Origin of the sequence: Tenacibaculum crassostreae (genome assembly GCF_964512405.1) — a bacterium.
GTDB lineage: Bacteria > Bacteroidota > Bacteroidia > Flavobacteriales > Flavobacteriaceae > Polaribacter > Polaribacter crassostreae.
In genome coordinates this window covers 218297-234372 of the sequence record NZ_CAZELE010000005.1, presented here as the reverse complement: position 1 = coordinate 234372, position 16076 = coordinate 218297, and the positions used below count along the sequence as shown (strand labels likewise).

Sequence of the window (16076 nt, the reverse complement as noted above, 5' to 3'; positions counted from 1 at the left end):
AGTTACATCTCAAATTTAAGAAATAAAAAAATCCGCTCAACTGAGCGGATTTATACTTTATTAACAAGTATTTAACAATAAGTTACTATTCAGCAACTACTTCAAATACGATGTCAGCTACAACTGTTCTGTGTAAACGTACAGCAGCGTTGTATTTTCCTAATCTTTTTACGTTACCTCCAGTAACTTTGATAAATTTCTTATCGATTTCAGTACCTGCTTTTTCTAAAGCAGCAGCAACATCAATGTTGTTAACTGAACCAAATAATTTATCACCTGAACCTACTTTAGAAGCGATTTTTAATTCATATCCTTTAATAGTTTCAGCTAATTTGTTAGCGTCATCTACTAATTTAGCTTCTTTAAAAGCACGTTGCTTTAAGTTTTCTGCTAATACTTTTTTAGCTGAAGAAGTAGCTAAAATTGCATATCCTTGAGGTATTAGGTAGTTACGTCCATAACCATTCTTAACAGTTACGATATCGTCTTTAAAACCTAAGTTTTCTACGTCTTGTTTTAATATCAATTCCATGTTTCTACTTCTTTATTATTTTAACATATCTCCAACGTATGGCATTAAAGCTAAGTGACGAGCTCTTTTAATAGCTTGAGCCACTTTACGTTGATATTTTAATGATGTTCCTGTTAAACGTCTTGGTAAAATTTTACCTTGCTCGTTTACTAAATACATTAAGAAGTCAGCATCTTTGTAATCGATGTACTTAATACCGTTTTTCTTGAAACGACAGTATTTAGACTCTTTTTTAGTTTCGATATCAAGCGGAGTTAAGTAACGTACTTCTCCTTGCTTATTTCCTTTCGCTTGTTGTTCTATAGATGCCATTTCTTACTTTTTTGCAGATTTAACACGTTCTCTTCTTTTTTCAGCCCAAGCTGCAGCATGCTTGTCTAACTTTACAGTTAAATAACGCATAACGCTATCGTCACGTCTAAACTCTAATTCAAACGGAGCGATTGCATCACCTGCTACCTTGTACTCAAATAAGTGGTAAAATCCACTTTTTTTCTTTTCGATTGGATAAGCTAATTTCTTTAAGCCCCAATCTTCTTTAGAAATCATTTCTGCACCTTTAGAAAGTAAGTAGTCCTCAAACTTCTTTACTGTTTCCTTTATCTGAGTTTCAGATAAAACGGGATTCAAAATGAAAACAGTTTCGTAATGATTCATAATTAAATTATTTAAAATTTATTTTTAAGCGTGCAAATATACTGCTTTTTATCGCATAAACAAACTCTCTTGTTTAAATAATTTAATGATTTTATGTAAGTTTGTAGCTAAACACCCTTTTACATATGGAAATCCCTGAAATACCTAACTTAATTCATTACGCAATTCCTTTCTTCATTATAACTGTTATTATTGAAGTTATACTAACTGTTAAAGTAAAATTAGAAGATTATGAATTTAAAGATGCCGCCACTTCAATTACTATGGGGCTCGGTAATGTTTTTATTGGAGTATTTACAAAAGGTTTAATTTTTGGTGTTTTTACGTTTTTATATCAATATAGAGTATTCACAATTCCTTTTGTGTGGTGGTCATGGATTCTTTTATTATTTGCTGAAGATTTTGCCTATTATTGGAATCATAGAATTGCACACGAAAGTCGCTTGTTTTGGGCTAGTCATGTAGTACATCATTCTTCAACAAAATACAATTTAAGTACTGCTTTACGCCAAACTTGGTCAGGAAGTTTTTACACTTTTATATTTTGGGCTCCTTTGGCAATTATAGGATTTCATCCGTTAATGATTTTAACTCAAATGAGTATTAGTTTGCTGTATCAATACTGGATACATACCGAATTAATTAATAAATGCCCAAAATGGTTTGAAGCTATTTTTAATACTCCAAGCCATCATCGTGTGCACCATGCTACAAATCCACAATATTTAGATAGAAATCACGCGGGAATTTTTATTATTTGGGATAAACTCTTTGGAACTTTTGAACCTGAAGATGAAAAACCTGTATTTGGTTTGGTTACAAACATAAACACATACAACCCAATTAAAGTGGCTTTTATTGAATGGTATAACATGTTTACCGATGTGTTTAAAAGTAAAACTAGTTTAGGTAAAAAGTTTTTATACTTTTTAAAACCTCCTGGTTGGAAACACGATGGATCGGGAAAACTTTCAACAGATTTACGTAAAGAATGGGAAGAAAATAAAAAAGGAGCTGTTTAATCAGCTCCTTTTTTATTAATTAATATCAAATCGAACTCCTAATGAAATATTTCTTGTTTCAGTGTTTTTGAATAACGGATTCAAATCGTATTTAGCATACAAACCACAACCTTGGTAAGAGAAAAATGCACTCAATCCGTAGTTTATCGTATTCATATTAAAATTGTTTTTCTGAACTTGCTCTACAACAACTCCTTGAGCGTCTTTGTACTCTATATATTGACGTGTACCTAACTTAAATCCGAAGAACCCTCCTACTCCAAATCGAATTGATTTATGAGTTCTATCAACCACTTCACCATCAGAATACTTTTTATTTTTAGAAAAATCAAACTCTAAATGCATTGGAAATGTCATTTGTACATGGCGTAACCTGCTTTCTGAAAGATTTTCTGGATGAATACTCAACACAGTTTCATCACCATTTACAACGTGATATTGATTGTTTTCTGCTCTTAAATTATTCCATAGAAAAGAAAAACCGTACTTAAAATATCTTTTTGAAGGTTCTTTAGAAAAACGAGTTTTCCAAGTAAAACCTAATTCGTAAAAATGTGATTGCCAAAATTTATATTCAGAATCGTTTAACGAAGAAAATTTGTTATTGGTTAATACATTGTTGGTTCCTAAAGCAAATACAAGTTGGGTTGTAGTTCTTTTATTTCTTCGATGTTTTTCTTTTTCATCGTCATCATCATCATTTGAAAAATCGAAATTAAATTCAGTTCCAGCTATTCTAAATGTATTTTTTTTAGAATCTTCATCTTCACTACTCAATACTTTTTCATCTATTTTATCTTGCACCAACTGTTGCAAATTTTGTTCTTGAGTAGACACAGCTTTTTCAATTTGAATTGCATGATATTCTGCAGCTTCTTTCTTTAAAGCATTCGCCTCATCAATAGTGATTTTGTTGCTTTCTAATCTATTATTGATTTCTGTTACTTTTACTTTTAATGAATCTTTGTGTTGTTGTGTAATTTTATCAATAGCATTTGATATTTTTTTTACTTCTTTTTCAAATATTTTTTCTTGAGATTGGGCAATAGTTGTTACAAACAACACTAATAATAGTATTCTTTTCATTTTTTAAATTTTAAATTAAACTGATAATAAATTTGGTTGGTTTAATTATCGATAATTGATAAGCGCTTATTTATTTCTTTCGACAAATGCCACAGCAATGCCTGATATTTTTAATTTTAATTTTTGCATAAAGTCTCCTTTATATTCTTCATCATCAATCGTTCTTTCTACTTCTGCTAAAATGACGTTGGGGTCAATCTTAAACTCTGATTTTTTCAATTCAGATTCAATAGTTCTTAAAACATCTTCGCGTTTTACTTTATGCTTAGCGTAGTATTCTTTAATTTCTTCTGAATTATGAGTAACCGCAAATAATAAGTCATTACTATTTACTTTAATTTTTGAATTAGTGTTTTTGATTGCTTCGATTGATTTTTTATCTACTGATGAGATTACAGTTTCTTTTGGAGATTTTTCATCCAAAATAGATTTGACAGCTACAATTTCTTCTGATCTTTCTTCTTTAAGCTTTACTTTTACAGATTTATTAGTAGGAGAAAAATTCTCTTTTTTTATCGTTTTAGTTTCATCTTTAAGTTCTTCTACTTGAACAATTGCTTCTTCAGTATTGGTAAGTAGTTCTTCTATTTTTATATCTTTCATTTTCATTGTATCAATAGGAGTTTCAACAATTATTTCTGAAGGAATTTCTGGTTCAGAAGCTGTGAAAAAACGAAATCCAATACTTAGTAATAAAGCTACACCAGCTGCATAACCGAAATATAAAAACCAATTCGTTTTCTTTTTATTTTGATGCTCGTCTAACTGAGAACTCAATCGTTCCCAAGCTGATGGTGATGGAGACAATTCTCTATTCTTAAGTTTGTCTGCAATATGTTTATCAATTTTATTTGTTGACATCTTTAATTTGATTCATTTTACAATAATTCGTCTGCAACCATTTTCGTGCTTTAAACAACTGTGATTTAGAAGTGCTTTCAGAAATTTGAAGTTTCTCTGCTATTTCTGAATGCTTATATCCTTCAATTGCATATAAGTTAAACACCAATTTGTATCCTTCAGGAAGCGTGTCTATTAGTTTTTGAATATCTTCTACCGAGGTATTCTCTAAACTATCGGTAGCAGCATCGTTAAACACAAAATCTTCATCTGATAATTGAATAGGATTCTTTTTATTTAAATAGCTAATACAAGTATTTACCATAATTCTACGAATCCATCCTTCAAAACTTCCTTCTCCCTTAAACTTTTGTAAGTTGGTAAAAACCTTTAAAAAACCTTGTAGCATTAAATCTTCTGCATGATGTAAATCTTTTACATATTGTCTACAAACCCCAAGCATTTTAGGTGAATATTGCTCAAACAATAGTTGTTGAGCTTCTCTATTTTGCTCCGAAGCTTTTTGTATCAGCTTAGTTTGGTTTTTATGTAATGAAATAATTTTCAATTCCTTTTTTATAGTTTTTATTGCCTTACAAATATATAGACTACTGAAAATGAAAAAAGGTTGCCTGAAGAAAAAAACCTCCAGCTTTTGATAAAAAACTGGAGGTTCGAATATCATATTTAAATGATATCTCAGGGGGACTCATCTCTTTATAGTATAGTTCCTCTGAATTATATAACAAAGTTAGGTTTTATTTAAGATAATCATACAGGAAAAAACCTTGAATGTATGGTTATTCCGCATATTTTTTATTTAAAAACTAATTGTTTCAAAATTTGCCCAATAGATTTCTTTGTACTACTTTTATTTTAGAACAGAACAAACAAAGAGTTTATAGTATATGAGTTATAATGCAACGATAGAAGAAGAGAATAAAGAGATAGCTAATAGATATAAAAATTTATTAAAAGGAACGTATCAAACATTATCAGAAGATGATAAAAAATTGATTCGTAAAGCCTTTGATCTTGCTGTAGAGGCACACTCTAGTCAAAGAAGGAAATCAGGAGAACCTTACATTTTTCATCCTATAGCAGTAGCTAAAATTGTAGCTGATGAAATAGGATTGGGAGCTACTTCTATTGCAGCAGCATTACTTCATGATGTTGTTGAAGATACTCCGTATACGATTAACGATATGGAGCGTTTGTTTGGAGAAAACATTGCCCGTATTGTTAGTGGACTTACCAAAATATCTAACCTAAAGCAAGAGCAAGATTATTCTATACAAGCCGAAAACTTTAGAAAAATGTTGCTAACCTTACACGATGACGTTCGTGTAATTTTAATTAAAATAGCCGATAGATTGCACAATATGCAAACTATGGATTCTATGCCGCCTCACAAGCAGGTTAAAATAGCATCTGAAACCTTATACATATACGCCCCTCTTGCTCATCGTTTAGGATTGTACAACATTAAAACTGAACTTGAAGATTTAGGTTTAAAATACACCGAACCTGATGTATACAATGATATTTTAACCAAAATAAAAGAAAGTAAAGAAGACCAGCAAAAATACATTGATAGTTTTACTGGTATTTTAAAAGAGGCTTTAAACAAAGAAGGCTTTAAATATGAAGTCAAAGGACGTTTTAAATCAATTTTTTCTATCCGTAGAAAAATGCGTAAACAAAATGTAACTTTTGATGAAGTGTATGATAAGTTTGCTATCAGAATTATTTATCATCCTACTTCTGAAGATGAAAAATTCGATGCTTGGAAAATATATTCAATTGTTACTGACTTTTTTAAACCGAATCCTGCCCGATTAAGAGATTGGATTTCACAGCCAAAATCAACGGGATACGAGGCGCTACATATAACTGTTATCGGTCCTGAAGCTAAATGGGTTGAAGTGCAAATTCGTTCAGACAGAATGGATGAAATTGCTGAAAAAGGATATGCTGCACATTTTAAGTACAAGCAAGGAAACGTTCAAGAAAGCGGATTAGAAGGTTGGTTAAACCGTTTAAAAGAAAGTTTAGAAAATCAAAGCTTGGATGCTGTCGATTTTGTTGAAGATTTTAAACTAAACTTATATGCAAAAGAAATATATGTTTTCACTCCTAACGGTGATTTAAAATCTTTACCGAAAGGAGCTTCAGCCTTAGATTTTGCCTTCTCAGTTCATACAGATGTTGGTTTAAAGTGTAGAGGAGCTAAAGTAAATGGTAAATTGGTTCCGTTAAGCCATCCTCTTAAAAGTGGAGATCAAGTAGAGGTGTTAACTGCAGCCAACAATAAACCTAATATTCGCTGGTTAGATTTTGTGATTACTGCAAGAGCACGCGCAAAAATTAAATCTGCCTTAAAAGCAGAAGAAAAGAAAATTGCTGAAGAAGGTAAGGCAATTTTACAACGAAAACTACGTCACTTAAAAATAGGGTCTAGTGAAAAAATCATTCATGAAATAGCTAGTTACTTCGGATTAAAAACAAGCTTTGACTTATTTTATCGTGTTGGTAACGGAGCAATCGATAATACGCAGCTTAAACAATTTGTTGCTCAAAGAAGTAACGGATTCATGGGCTTCATCAAAAATACTTTTAGACGTACTCCTGGTAAAGAAATATCAGAAAAAGAAGAAGTTACTAATAAATACGATGCCTTAGTTTTTGGTAAAGAAGAACAAACATTAGATTATACATTGTCTAAATGTTGCTCTCCTATTCCTGGTGATAAAGTTTTTGGGTTTGTAACCATCAATGAAGGAATTAAGGTGCATAAAAACGACTGCCCAAATGCTATTTCATTGCAATCTAACTATGCATATAGAATTATGCCAGCCAAGTGGATTGATTCTACAAAACAAGAATTTACCGCTATTTTACACTTATCAGGATTAGACAATAAAGGAATTGTAAATAATATTACCAAAATCATTTCTAACAGTATGGATGTATTTATTCATAGCATTAATATTTCTGGTGATGATGGGGTTTTTGATGGAAAAATATCGCTGAGTGTTAAGAATAAAAATCAGTTAAATAAGTTAATTGATAACATGAAAAAAGTAGATGGAGTACAAAATGTAGAGCGTGTTAATACTTTGTAAATATCATTCTTTTATCCATGTTTTTTTATCAATAAATTAATGTAAATTTGCCCTTTAATCAATACGAAATATAAGTATTAAAAATCTTGCTTTTAAAGTAAGAAAAACTTTAAAATAAATGAGTAATTCAGCAGAAAATCAAGAAATTGTAAAAAAAGTATTCACTTCTTTTTTAGAAGAGAATAAGCATCGAAAAACACCTGAACGATACGCTATTTTACAAGAAATTTATGATGCTGATGAGCATTTCGATATTGAATCGTTATACATAAAAATGAAAAACAAAAATTATCGTGTAAGTAGAGCAACGCTTTATAATACGATGGATTTGTTATTGGATTGTGGATTAGTTCGTAAGCATCAGTTTGACGGACAATCAATGGCGCGTTATGAAAAAAGTTACTTCGATAAGAATCACGATCATGTAATTCTTACTGATACTGGTGAAGTAAAAGAATTCTGCGATCCAAGAATTCAAATTATCAAAAAAACTATTGAAGATGTTTTTGATATAGAAATTCACAATCATTCACTCTATTTCTACGGAACAAAAAGAAACAACAAATAACACAACACACTTAACAACACACTAAATGGCAGTAGATTTATTACTCGGACTACAATGGGGAGACGAGGGAAAAGGTAAAATTGTAGACGTATTAACAAAAAACTACGATATTATTGCACGCTTTCAAGGAGGTCCTAATGCTGGTCATACCTTAATTTTCGATGGAAATAAGCATGTATTACACACAATTCCTTCAGGAATTTTTCATAAAACTGCATTAAATGTAGTAGGTAACGGAGTAGTTATCGATCCTGTTATCTTTAAAAAAGAATTAGAAAATTTAGATGCACACAATATCGATTATACATCTAAATTATTAATTTCTCGTAAAGCACACTTAATTTTACCAACACACCGATTATTAGACGCTGCTTCTGAAACTTCAAAAGGAAAAGCAAAAATTGGTTCTACATTAAAAGGTATTGGTCCAACTTATATGGACAAAACCGGTAGAAATGGTATGCGAGTTGGTGACTTAGAGTTAGATAATTGGAAAGAAAAATATAGAGCTTTAACCGAAAAGCATTTAAGTATGTTAGCCTACTTTGATGTACAAATCGATTACGATTTAGATGAGTTAGAAGCTGAATTTTCTAAAGGAATTGAAAAGTTAAAAACTTTACAGTTTATCGATTCTGAAGAGTTTTTAAACAGAGCTATTAAAGAAGGAAAAACTATTTTAGCTGAAGGAGCTCAAGGATCGTTATTAGATATAGATTTTGGAACATATCCTTTCGTAACTTCTTCTAACACAACTGCAGCTGGTGCTTGTACAGGTTTAGGAGTTGCTCCTAATAGAATTGGTGAAGTTTTAGGAATTTTTAAAGCATACACTACTCGTGTAGGTTCTGGACCATTCCCTACCGAATTATTTGACGAAGACGGAGCTACCATGGCAAAAGTTGGTCATGAGTTTGGAGCTACAACAGGTCGTCCTCGTCGTTGTGGATGGTTAGATTTAGTAGCCTTAAAATATGCAGTAGATGTAAACGGTGTTACACAATTAATGATGATGAAAGGAGATGTTTTATCTGGTTTTGACACGTTAAAAGTTTGTACTTCTTATAATTATAAAGGGGAAGAAATTTCTCACTTACCATACAATATTGAACCAGAAAACGTATCAGTAAACTATACTGAATTTAAAGGTTGGAAAGATGATTTAACAAAGATGACATCTGAAGATCAACTTCCTAAAAACCTATTAGATTACATCGCTTTTATTGAAAAAGAAACTGGTGTACCTGTAAAAATAGTTTCTGTAGGTCCTGATAGAAAACAAACAATTAATAGATAAAAATTTAGAGGAGCTCAATTGAGCTCCTTTTTTTATAATGATACAAGAATATTTAGAAAATATTACAGTACAGTTTAAATCGTACAAAGAAGTTGCAGACAAAACGATTGCTCAACTAGAAGAAAAAGATTTACACTGGAAATATAACCAAGAAAGCAACAGTATTACTTCAATTATTATTCACATGTCAGAAAATATGCTATCTCGTTGGACAGACTTTTTTGCTTCTGACGGAGAAAAAGATTGGAGAGATAGAGATGCCGAGTTTGAAACTCATGATTTATCAAAAAAAGAATTGATTGCTCAGTGGGAAAAGGGTTGGAACTGTCTTTTTGCTGCTTTAGACTTATTAAACGAAGAAAACTTCAATCAACCTATTCTTATCAGAAATAAACAAGTTAAGTTAATTGAAAGTATTACGAGGCAAATAGCCCATTTTCCTTATCATATTGGTCAAATTGCTTATGTAGGTAAGATGATCTTAAACGATAAATGGCAAACTGCTTCTATTGCCAAAGGAAAATCTAAAGAGTTTATACAGGCTCAATTTGAAAAAAACAACTCATTAAAAAACGTCTTTTAGAAATCCCTAAAAGACGTTTTTATTGAGTAATACTATGGGGGCACTAATTTTTTACTGTTTTCAAAATACTAGCAACGGTTTCTTTATTATCTACACCCAAACCTTCTTGTTGGTGCACTAACTCCCCTTCTGGATTAAATACACTTATGATATTTGAGTGTGAAAAATCTAATGGAGAAATTTGTTTGTATTTCACAGCTAGTACATTGGCAAATTCTCTAACAGATTCTTCTGTACCTTGTAAAAAAGTCCAATGCTCATCATCCATAAAGTTTTCTTTTGCAAAAGCTTTTAATCGTTTTGGGGTATCGTTTTTAGGGTCAATACTAATTAAAACGTATTGTAAATCTTCATTATATTCTTTAGGTATTTTAGCTTCAATATTACGCATATCAGCAACCAATCTTGGGCAAGCAGCTTTACACGTAGTATAAATCATGACCATTACCAAAGTTTTTCCTCTTAAATCTTCTAAATGAATAGTTTTATTCTCTTCGGTTTTCCATTCTGATGCTAAATTGAATATAGAACTTTCAGAAATATCAGTAGCCAAAGCTAACTCTTTAGCCTCTTTTTTATCTTTCTGTGTTAAATCCATTTTACAAACAGGGCAACTTCCTTCTTCGGTATATGTTTTATCTCCCTCACAAAGCATAGGACATTCATATACAGTTGCCAAACTCGTATCGTTTTTCTCTTTTTCACAAGAACTTAATAAAGTAATTGAGAAAAGAAGTATCATTATATATTTTACTACTTTCATTGTGCTATATTTTTATCTTTTACACATCTAAAACCTAAGTTTCGCATTGTGTATTTGGCTTTTAAGCTTCCACGGGTAGCATAACGCATAAAAGCTGCATAATTCATTAAATCTGTTGATCCTACTGCTGCACTACCACAAAATAAATTACTATCGTTATCAACATCTTTTCGAGATTCACCTGATACTAATACTGAGTTGAAATCGGAGGTCCATTCCCAAACTAAACCATGCATATCATACACTCCCCAAAAATTTTTAAATGTGGAACCTATAACATTATTAAACGTTCTAGGTTTTTCATACCATCCTAAAATGTATTCATTGTACGTTTTTAGCGTTCTTGCATCCGGTAGTTTTTGATTTGCCATTCCTACATACTCCCATTCATCCACTGTTGGTAATCGTTTTCCTTGCTTTTCACAGTAACATTTTGCTGCAAACCATGAAACATTCGCAACCGGTGATTTTAAGTTAAGATTCTCCCCTATTTCTGTATCACTTTTCCAATTAATAAGGTAACTTTTATCAGCAAAAAGTTTAATTACTTTGGATTTTCTCCACTTTGGGTTTTCTTTTACAAACTGTAAAAAATCTTCATTAGTTACAGGATACACATCCATTAAAAAATCTTGAATCGTTACTCTTGCTGAGTCTCTTCCGTACAAAGGAATATAACTACCTCCTTTAATAGGAACCATTTTAGATTGACAATTCATATTGGAAATGCCTAAGAAAAATATACAAATTATCAATCTTAAAATAGTTTTCATTTCTTATAATTTAGAGTTTAACTACGTTTTAGTGAGCACTTTTTACTTCCATTACAGTATTTACACTAACGTTGGTTTTATTGTTACCCCAAGAGTTGTAAACATAGGTTAGTACATCTGCTACTTCTTGATCATTCAACGCTTGCTTAGTCATTACACTATTATATTTTTGACCGTTTACTGTAATTTCTCCAGTTTTACCATGTAAAATAATATCTATAGCTCTCTTTACATCAGCATTTAAATAATCTGATTTAGCTAAAGGAGGAAATGCATTTGGAATTCCTTCACCATTAGCCTGGTGACAAGCAAAACACGTTTTTGTATAAATTTGTTTACCATCTGCTATCTTCTGTGCTAACGATTTTTCTTGCTTAGAAGCTACTGCTTTATCTTCTTTACCATTTGGCATTTCTTGAATAGTACCTCCTTCTGGGTTATAAATACCTTCTTGTTTTACTCCTGAATAAATCTTTTTGCTCTCTTCTCCTTTTACCTTTAACATTCCTAAAGCACCTTTGTTAAAAGCTCTAAAAATAGCATGGTCTACTAAAATAAAAGTACCTGGAACATCTACCTTAAAGTCCACTATCGCAGCTCCTCCTGCTGGAATAGAAGTTGTTTGTACGTCTTTATTAATCACAGAACCACCTTCAACATGAACATTGTCAAAAATTTCACCAATAACATGGAAAGATGATGTTAAGTTAGGACCTCCGTTACCTACAAATAAACGTACTGTTTCACCAACATTAGCGGTAATTGCATTATCTCCTGTTAAAGCTCCTACACTTCCGTTAAACACTACATAATCTGCATCTTCGTCTACTGCTTTTCTCATATCAAAAGGTTGTAAACCAGGTTCTCCATTTTCCCCTTTTGTATAGAAATCTCCTTGCATAATGTAGTATTCCTTATCTACTTTTGGCAAACCTCCTTCAGGCTCTACTAAAATTAGTCCATACATTCCGTTCGCAATATGCATTCCTACAGGTGCAGTAGCACAGTGATACACATATAATCCAGGGTTTAAAGTTTTAAATGAGAATGTTTTTTCATGACCAGGAGCTACAAATGATGAAGTTGCTCCCCCACCTGGACCTGTTACTGCATGCAAATCGATATTATGAGGTAATCTATTATCTGGGTGATTAGATAAGGTAAATTCTACTTCATCTCCTACTCTAGTTCTTATAAAGCTACCTGGAACAGAACCACCAAACGTCCAGTATACATATTCTACACCATCTGCCATAGTCCCTTCTTTTTCAAGAATTTCCATGTTTACTAGTAACTTTTTAGCTGATCTATTACCTACAGGTGCTGGAACATGAGGCGGAGCTGTTAACTCTGCTTCTATCGTTCCTTTAACTGCTATATCTGAAGCACTTTTCATTGCAATACTTTCAGATTTTTCATTCTTGCAACTTGCCATTAAAAACATAGCTGCTAAAACCATTGAAATTGTTTTCACTTGTTTCATCTCTTCTATTGATGTAGTTATTAATAATCTATTATAAAAGACTTTTTTGTCTTTTATTTAAACAAAACTACTAAGAGAAAAGCTTTTGAAATATGACTTTTATCATAAAAACAAAAAAAGGAGCTTTAAGCTCCTTTTAATCTATCTTTCTTTTAAAGTTTCTTCTCCAAATTGATGACACAACTCCAAGGTTTCTTTCACGTCTTCCATGGTTGTTTTTGGGTTTATCAGGCACATTCTAAGCACTACTTGCTTATTTAATATTGTAGTTACTAAAAATGCTTCTCTAGATTCCATTATCTTATGAGAAATTTTCTGATTTAATTCATCAATTTCTTTTTCTGATAAATTCAGCCCAATAGGATTATACCTAAAATTAATAACAGCTAATGTAGCTGGTGAAATAATTTCCCAATTTCTACTTTTACGCAGCATTTTCTCAACATCATCAGCTAGTTGAATATTATAACTAACAGCTTTTTTAAAAGTGTCTAAACCATAGGTTTTGATTGACATATAAAACTTTAACGCTCTAAAACGTCTAGTTAACTGAATTCCGTAATCATAAAAATTAATTTCAGATTCATTTCCTTCAATATCACGTAAATATTCTGGTTTTTCACTAAATGTACCACTCAACCAAGAAGCGTCTTTTACTAACAAACATCCGATTTCATAAGGCTGATAAAACCATTTATGAGGATCTACTGTTAACGAATCTGCTCTTTCTATACCTCGTAAAGCTTTAGCCCCTTTGTCAGATAAAATTGCTGCTCCACCATAAGCTCCATCAATATGAAACCATAAGTTTTCTTCTTCACAGATATCTGCTATTTCATCTAAAGGATCTACAGTACCAGTGTTTGTTGTACCTGCGGATGCAATGTAACAAAACGGTTGTAATCCTTCTAACCTGTCTTTAGCAATAGCGTTTTTTAACTTGTTAATACTAATTCTGAATTCAATATCGGTAGGTAAAATTCGAATCTGTTCTTTCTTAAAACCTAAAACTCGAATTGCTTTGATATTAGATGAATGCGCTTGATCTGACAAATAAATCACAGCTTTAGAAAAATCATCTCCGCATTTAATACGTCTAGCTGTTACTAACGCTGTTAAATTAGCCATTGAACCACCACTGGTAAAAATACCTCCTCCCTTTTCAACAGGGAAATTGTACATTTTTAACAGCCAGTTCATAGTTACAATTTCTAACTCAGCAGCAGCAGGAGAAACCATCCATCCGCCAGAAAAAATATTAAATCCGGTAGCTAAACTATCAGCCATTGTACTAATAAAATTACTAGGACCTGGAACAAATGAATAGGCCTTTGGATGAGAAATAACTGTACTATTGGGTATTACATTATCCATCACAAAATCTAACACTTTTTCTGCTGGCATTCCTTCAGTTGGTGCTTCTTGTAAGAAAATGCTATCCATTTCTTTTCTTGTAGCACTTGCAACTGGCTTTTGTTGCTCTAAAGTATCCCAGTGGTCAGCAATTATATCAACAATTTTATATCCATAAGACTTCATCTCTTCTTTTGATAAATCAAAATGAGCGCTCATATCTTTATATTTTTAAATTTCTACAAAATTAACCATTTACTAAAAGACAACCTTTTAATTATCGCTGTAATTTTATTTCTTTATTAAGAAATTTGGCATGTTCTTTTCATTATTTTTGTGGCTAAAACGTATTATTTTGAAAAAACTATTTCTGCTAATCTTTTTATTATTTTCTGTTGTAAGTTTTTCTCAAACAAAAAAAATTAAAATTCTATCTACTGAGCTAAGTACTGCTGATGAAAGTAAGTACCCTGGAGCTACTTTATTAATTGGAAAAGTAAAAATGTCGCATGAAGGAGCTACTTTAGATTGTCAAAGAGCTTTGTTGTACAAGGATAAAAACTTATTTAAAGCTATTGGTGAAGTAGTTATTGAACAAGGAGATTCTATTATTCAATATAGCGATTTTGCTACGTATGACGGAAATACTAAAAAGGCAAAATCGTGGGGAAATGTAGAAATTAATGATAAAGAAATGCAGTTAAAAACTGATACGCTTCATTTCGATAGAATTAATCAAATACTATACTACCCTAACGGAGGAACTATTAAGGATACTAAAAATACTTTAACAAGTACAAAAGGAACGTATTACTTAAAAGATAAAAAGTTTACAGCACAGTCTAAGGTTACAGTGGTAAACCCAGATAATCATTTAGATTCTGACCGATTGGATTATTATACAAATACTCAATTAGCCTATTTATACGGTCCTAGTACCATCACAAATTTAAAAGATAGCACAAAAATTTATTCTGAAAGAGGTTTTTATGACACCAATACTGATGTGTCTTATTTTGTAAAAAATGCCAAACTATTTTTAAAGGAACGTACCGTTTCAGCTGATAGTTTATACTACGATAAAAGAAAAGGATTTGCTTCAGCTACCAATAATATTAAAGTTATTGATACAGTTCAAAATATGGTAGCAAAAGGCAACTATGCTGAGTTATACGAACAAAAAGATTCTTTATTTATAATTGATAGAGCCGTGGCTATTTCAGTATTAGAAAAAGATTCAATGTATGTTGCTGGAGATAAAATATTGCTAACTGGAAAACCAGAGAAAAGAGTCGCTCGCATTTTTAATAATGTAAAAATATTCAAATCTGACCTGCAAGGAAAATGTGATTCTATTCATACAAGTCAAGAAACAGGACTTACAAGAATGTTTAAAAAGCCTATTTTATGGTCTAACAACAGTCAAATTACTGGAGATAGTATTCAATTACTAACCAACAAAGACACTAATAAATTAGATTCTTTGAAAGTTTTACAAAATGCTTTTATGATTCAACAAGATTCGGTTCATAAAGAAAATTTTAATCAAATTAAAGGACGAAATATCTTCGGAAAATTTGAAAATGATGATTTACGCACCATGCTAGTACTTGGAAACGCTGAATCTTTGTACTATAATCATAATGATGAAACTCATAAGTTAGAAACAATTACCAAAGAAATTGCTAGTGATATTGAGTTTATTTTAGAGGATAATGAGATAACTCAAACTAAATATTTCAAAAAATCAGAAGGAAAAACCTATCCTCCTTCTCAATTTCCATCCGAAGAAAAAAAGTTTAAAGGTTTCATATGGCGTGGAGATGAACAACCTTTAACTGTTGAAGATATTTTTGTAAAGGACAAACCTTCTATAACTCCTTCAAAAAAGAAAAAAGAGCTTGAAGTAGTTAAAGAAGCAAAAGAAAATTTTGTAAAAGAAACTTCTAAAAAGAAGAAGTTAGAAAAACTAAATCTTAAAAGAGTAAAATAAT

Annotated in this window: 16 protein-coding genes; 6 read left to right on the top strand and 10 right to left on the bottom strand. The window is 31.4% G+C overall.

Features of this window, described 5'->3' with window-relative positions; translation table 11 throughout:
* Positions 1-85: 85 nt before the first annotated feature.
* From rplI to rpsF, 3 genes are read right to left on the bottom strand one after another with little or no spacing between them, the layout of a single operon-like run.
* Positions 86-532, bottom strand: a complete 447-nt coding sequence (rplI, locus tag ACKTST_RS06405) for a 50S ribosomal protein L9 (protein ID WP_408046922.1) — start codon at positions 530-532, stop codon at positions 86-88.
* Between the two features lie 15 nt (positions 533-547).
* Positions 548-844 carry a 30S ribosomal protein S18 gene (gene rpsR, locus ACKTST_RS06400; protein ID WP_408046921.1) on the bottom strand — a complete coding sequence of 99 codons (297 nt, stop codon included), beginning with the start codon at positions 842-844 and terminating at the stop codon, positions 548-550.
* A 3-nt stretch (positions 845-847) separates the two neighbouring features.
* Entirely contained in the window at positions 848-1189 is a 342-nt protein-coding gene (rpsF, locus tag ACKTST_RS06395; protein ID WP_133536512.1) for a 30S ribosomal protein S6, read from the bottom strand.
* Between the two features lie 125 nt (positions 1190-1314).
* Here rpsF and ACKTST_RS06390 point away from each other — a divergent pair, with 125 nt between their 5' ends.
* Positions 1315-2211 (top strand): sterol desaturase family protein, encoded by an 897-nt coding sequence (locus ACKTST_RS06390; protein ID WP_408046920.1) that lies wholly within the window; start codon positions 1315-1317, stop codon positions 2209-2211.
* Between the two features lie 15 nt (positions 2212-2226).
* On the opposite strand, the gene ACKTST_RS06385 is transcribed toward ACKTST_RS06390, so the two are convergent.
* The 3 genes from ACKTST_RS06385 to ACKTST_RS06375 all read right to left on the bottom strand — a co-directional run bounded on the left by ACKTST_RS06385 (position 2227) and on the right by ACKTST_RS06375 (position 4705).
* Complete coding sequence (locus ACKTST_RS06385) at positions 2227-3297, bottom strand: hypothetical protein (RefSeq protein ID WP_408046919.1); 1071 nt, start codon at positions 3295-3297, stop codon at positions 2227-2229.
* 66 nt (positions 3298-3363) lie between these two features.
* Positions 3364-4158 (bottom strand): hypothetical protein, encoded by a 795-nt coding sequence (locus ACKTST_RS06380; RefSeq protein WP_408046918.1) that lies wholly within the window; start codon positions 4156-4158, stop codon positions 3364-3366.
* On the bottom strand, positions 4145-4705 hold the full coding sequence (locus ACKTST_RS06375; protein ID WP_408046917.1) for an RNA polymerase sigma factor: 561 nt from the start codon (positions 4703-4705) through the stop codon (positions 4145-4147). The genes ACKTST_RS06380 and ACKTST_RS06375 overlap by 14 nt, the downstream gene beginning before the upstream one ends.
* A 340-nt stretch (positions 4706-5045) precedes the next feature.
* On the opposite strand from ACKTST_RS06375, the gene ACKTST_RS06370 reads away from it, so the two are divergent.
* From ACKTST_RS06370 to ACKTST_RS06355, 4 genes are all read left to right on the top strand, one after another.
* A complete protein-coding gene (locus ACKTST_RS06370) occupies positions 5046-7262 on the top strand; it encodes a RelA/SpoT family protein (protein WP_408046916.1) in 2217 nt (738 codons plus the stop codon).
* Between the two features lie 118 nt (positions 7263-7380).
* The gene (locus ACKTST_RS06365) at positions 7381-7830 is read left to right on the top strand and encodes a Fur family transcriptional regulator (RefSeq protein WP_408046915.1); all 450 of its coding nucleotides are present in this window, start codon (positions 7381-7383) and stop codon (positions 7828-7830) included.
* 25 nt (positions 7831-7855) lie between these two features.
* Complete coding sequence (locus ACKTST_RS06360) at positions 7856-9127, top strand: adenylosuccinate synthase (RefSeq protein WP_408046914.1); 1272 nt, start codon at positions 7856-7858, stop codon at positions 9125-9127.
* Positions 9128-9164: 37 nt separating this feature from the next.
* On the top strand, positions 9165-9710 hold the full coding sequence (locus ACKTST_RS06355) for a DUF1572 family protein (RefSeq protein WP_408046913.1): 546 nt from the start codon (positions 9165-9167) through the stop codon (positions 9708-9710).
* A 43-nt stretch (positions 9711-9753) separates the two neighbouring features.
* Here the strand turns inward: ACKTST_RS06355 and ACKTST_RS06350 are convergent, their stop codons facing one another.
* The 4 genes from ACKTST_RS06350 to ACKTST_RS06335 all read right to left on the bottom strand — a co-directional run bounded on the left by ACKTST_RS06350 (position 9754) and on the right by ACKTST_RS06335 (position 14301).
* Entirely contained in the window at positions 9754-10473 is a 720-nt protein-coding gene (locus ACKTST_RS06350; protein WP_408046912.1) for an SCO family protein, read from the bottom strand.
* Positions 10470-11246 (bottom strand): formylglycine-generating enzyme family protein, encoded by a 777-nt coding sequence (locus ACKTST_RS06345; protein WP_408046911.1) that lies wholly within the window; start codon positions 11244-11246, stop codon positions 10470-10472. Before ACKTST_RS06345 ends, ACKTST_RS06350 begins: the two co-directional genes overlap by 4 nt.
* A gap of 28 nt (positions 11247-11274) precedes the next feature.
* Complete coding sequence (gene nirK / locus ACKTST_RS06340) at positions 11275-12729, bottom strand: copper-containing nitrite reductase (protein ID WP_408046910.1); 1455 nt, start codon at positions 12727-12729, stop codon at positions 11275-11277.
* A 141-nt stretch (positions 12730-12870) separates the two neighbouring features.
* Positions 12871-14301, bottom strand: a complete 1431-nt coding sequence (locus ACKTST_RS06335; protein WP_408046909.1) for a pyridoxal phosphate-dependent decarboxylase family protein — start codon at positions 14299-14301, stop codon at positions 12871-12873.
* 136 nt (positions 14302-14437) lie between these two features.
* Between ACKTST_RS06335 and ACKTST_RS06330 the strand changes: the two genes are divergently transcribed.
* The gene (locus ACKTST_RS06330; protein WP_408046908.1) at positions 14438-16075 is read left to right on the top strand and encodes an OstA-like protein; all 1638 of its coding nucleotides are present in this window, start codon (positions 14438-14440) and stop codon (positions 16073-16075) included.
* The last annotated feature ends 1 nt before the right edge of the window (position 16076 follow it).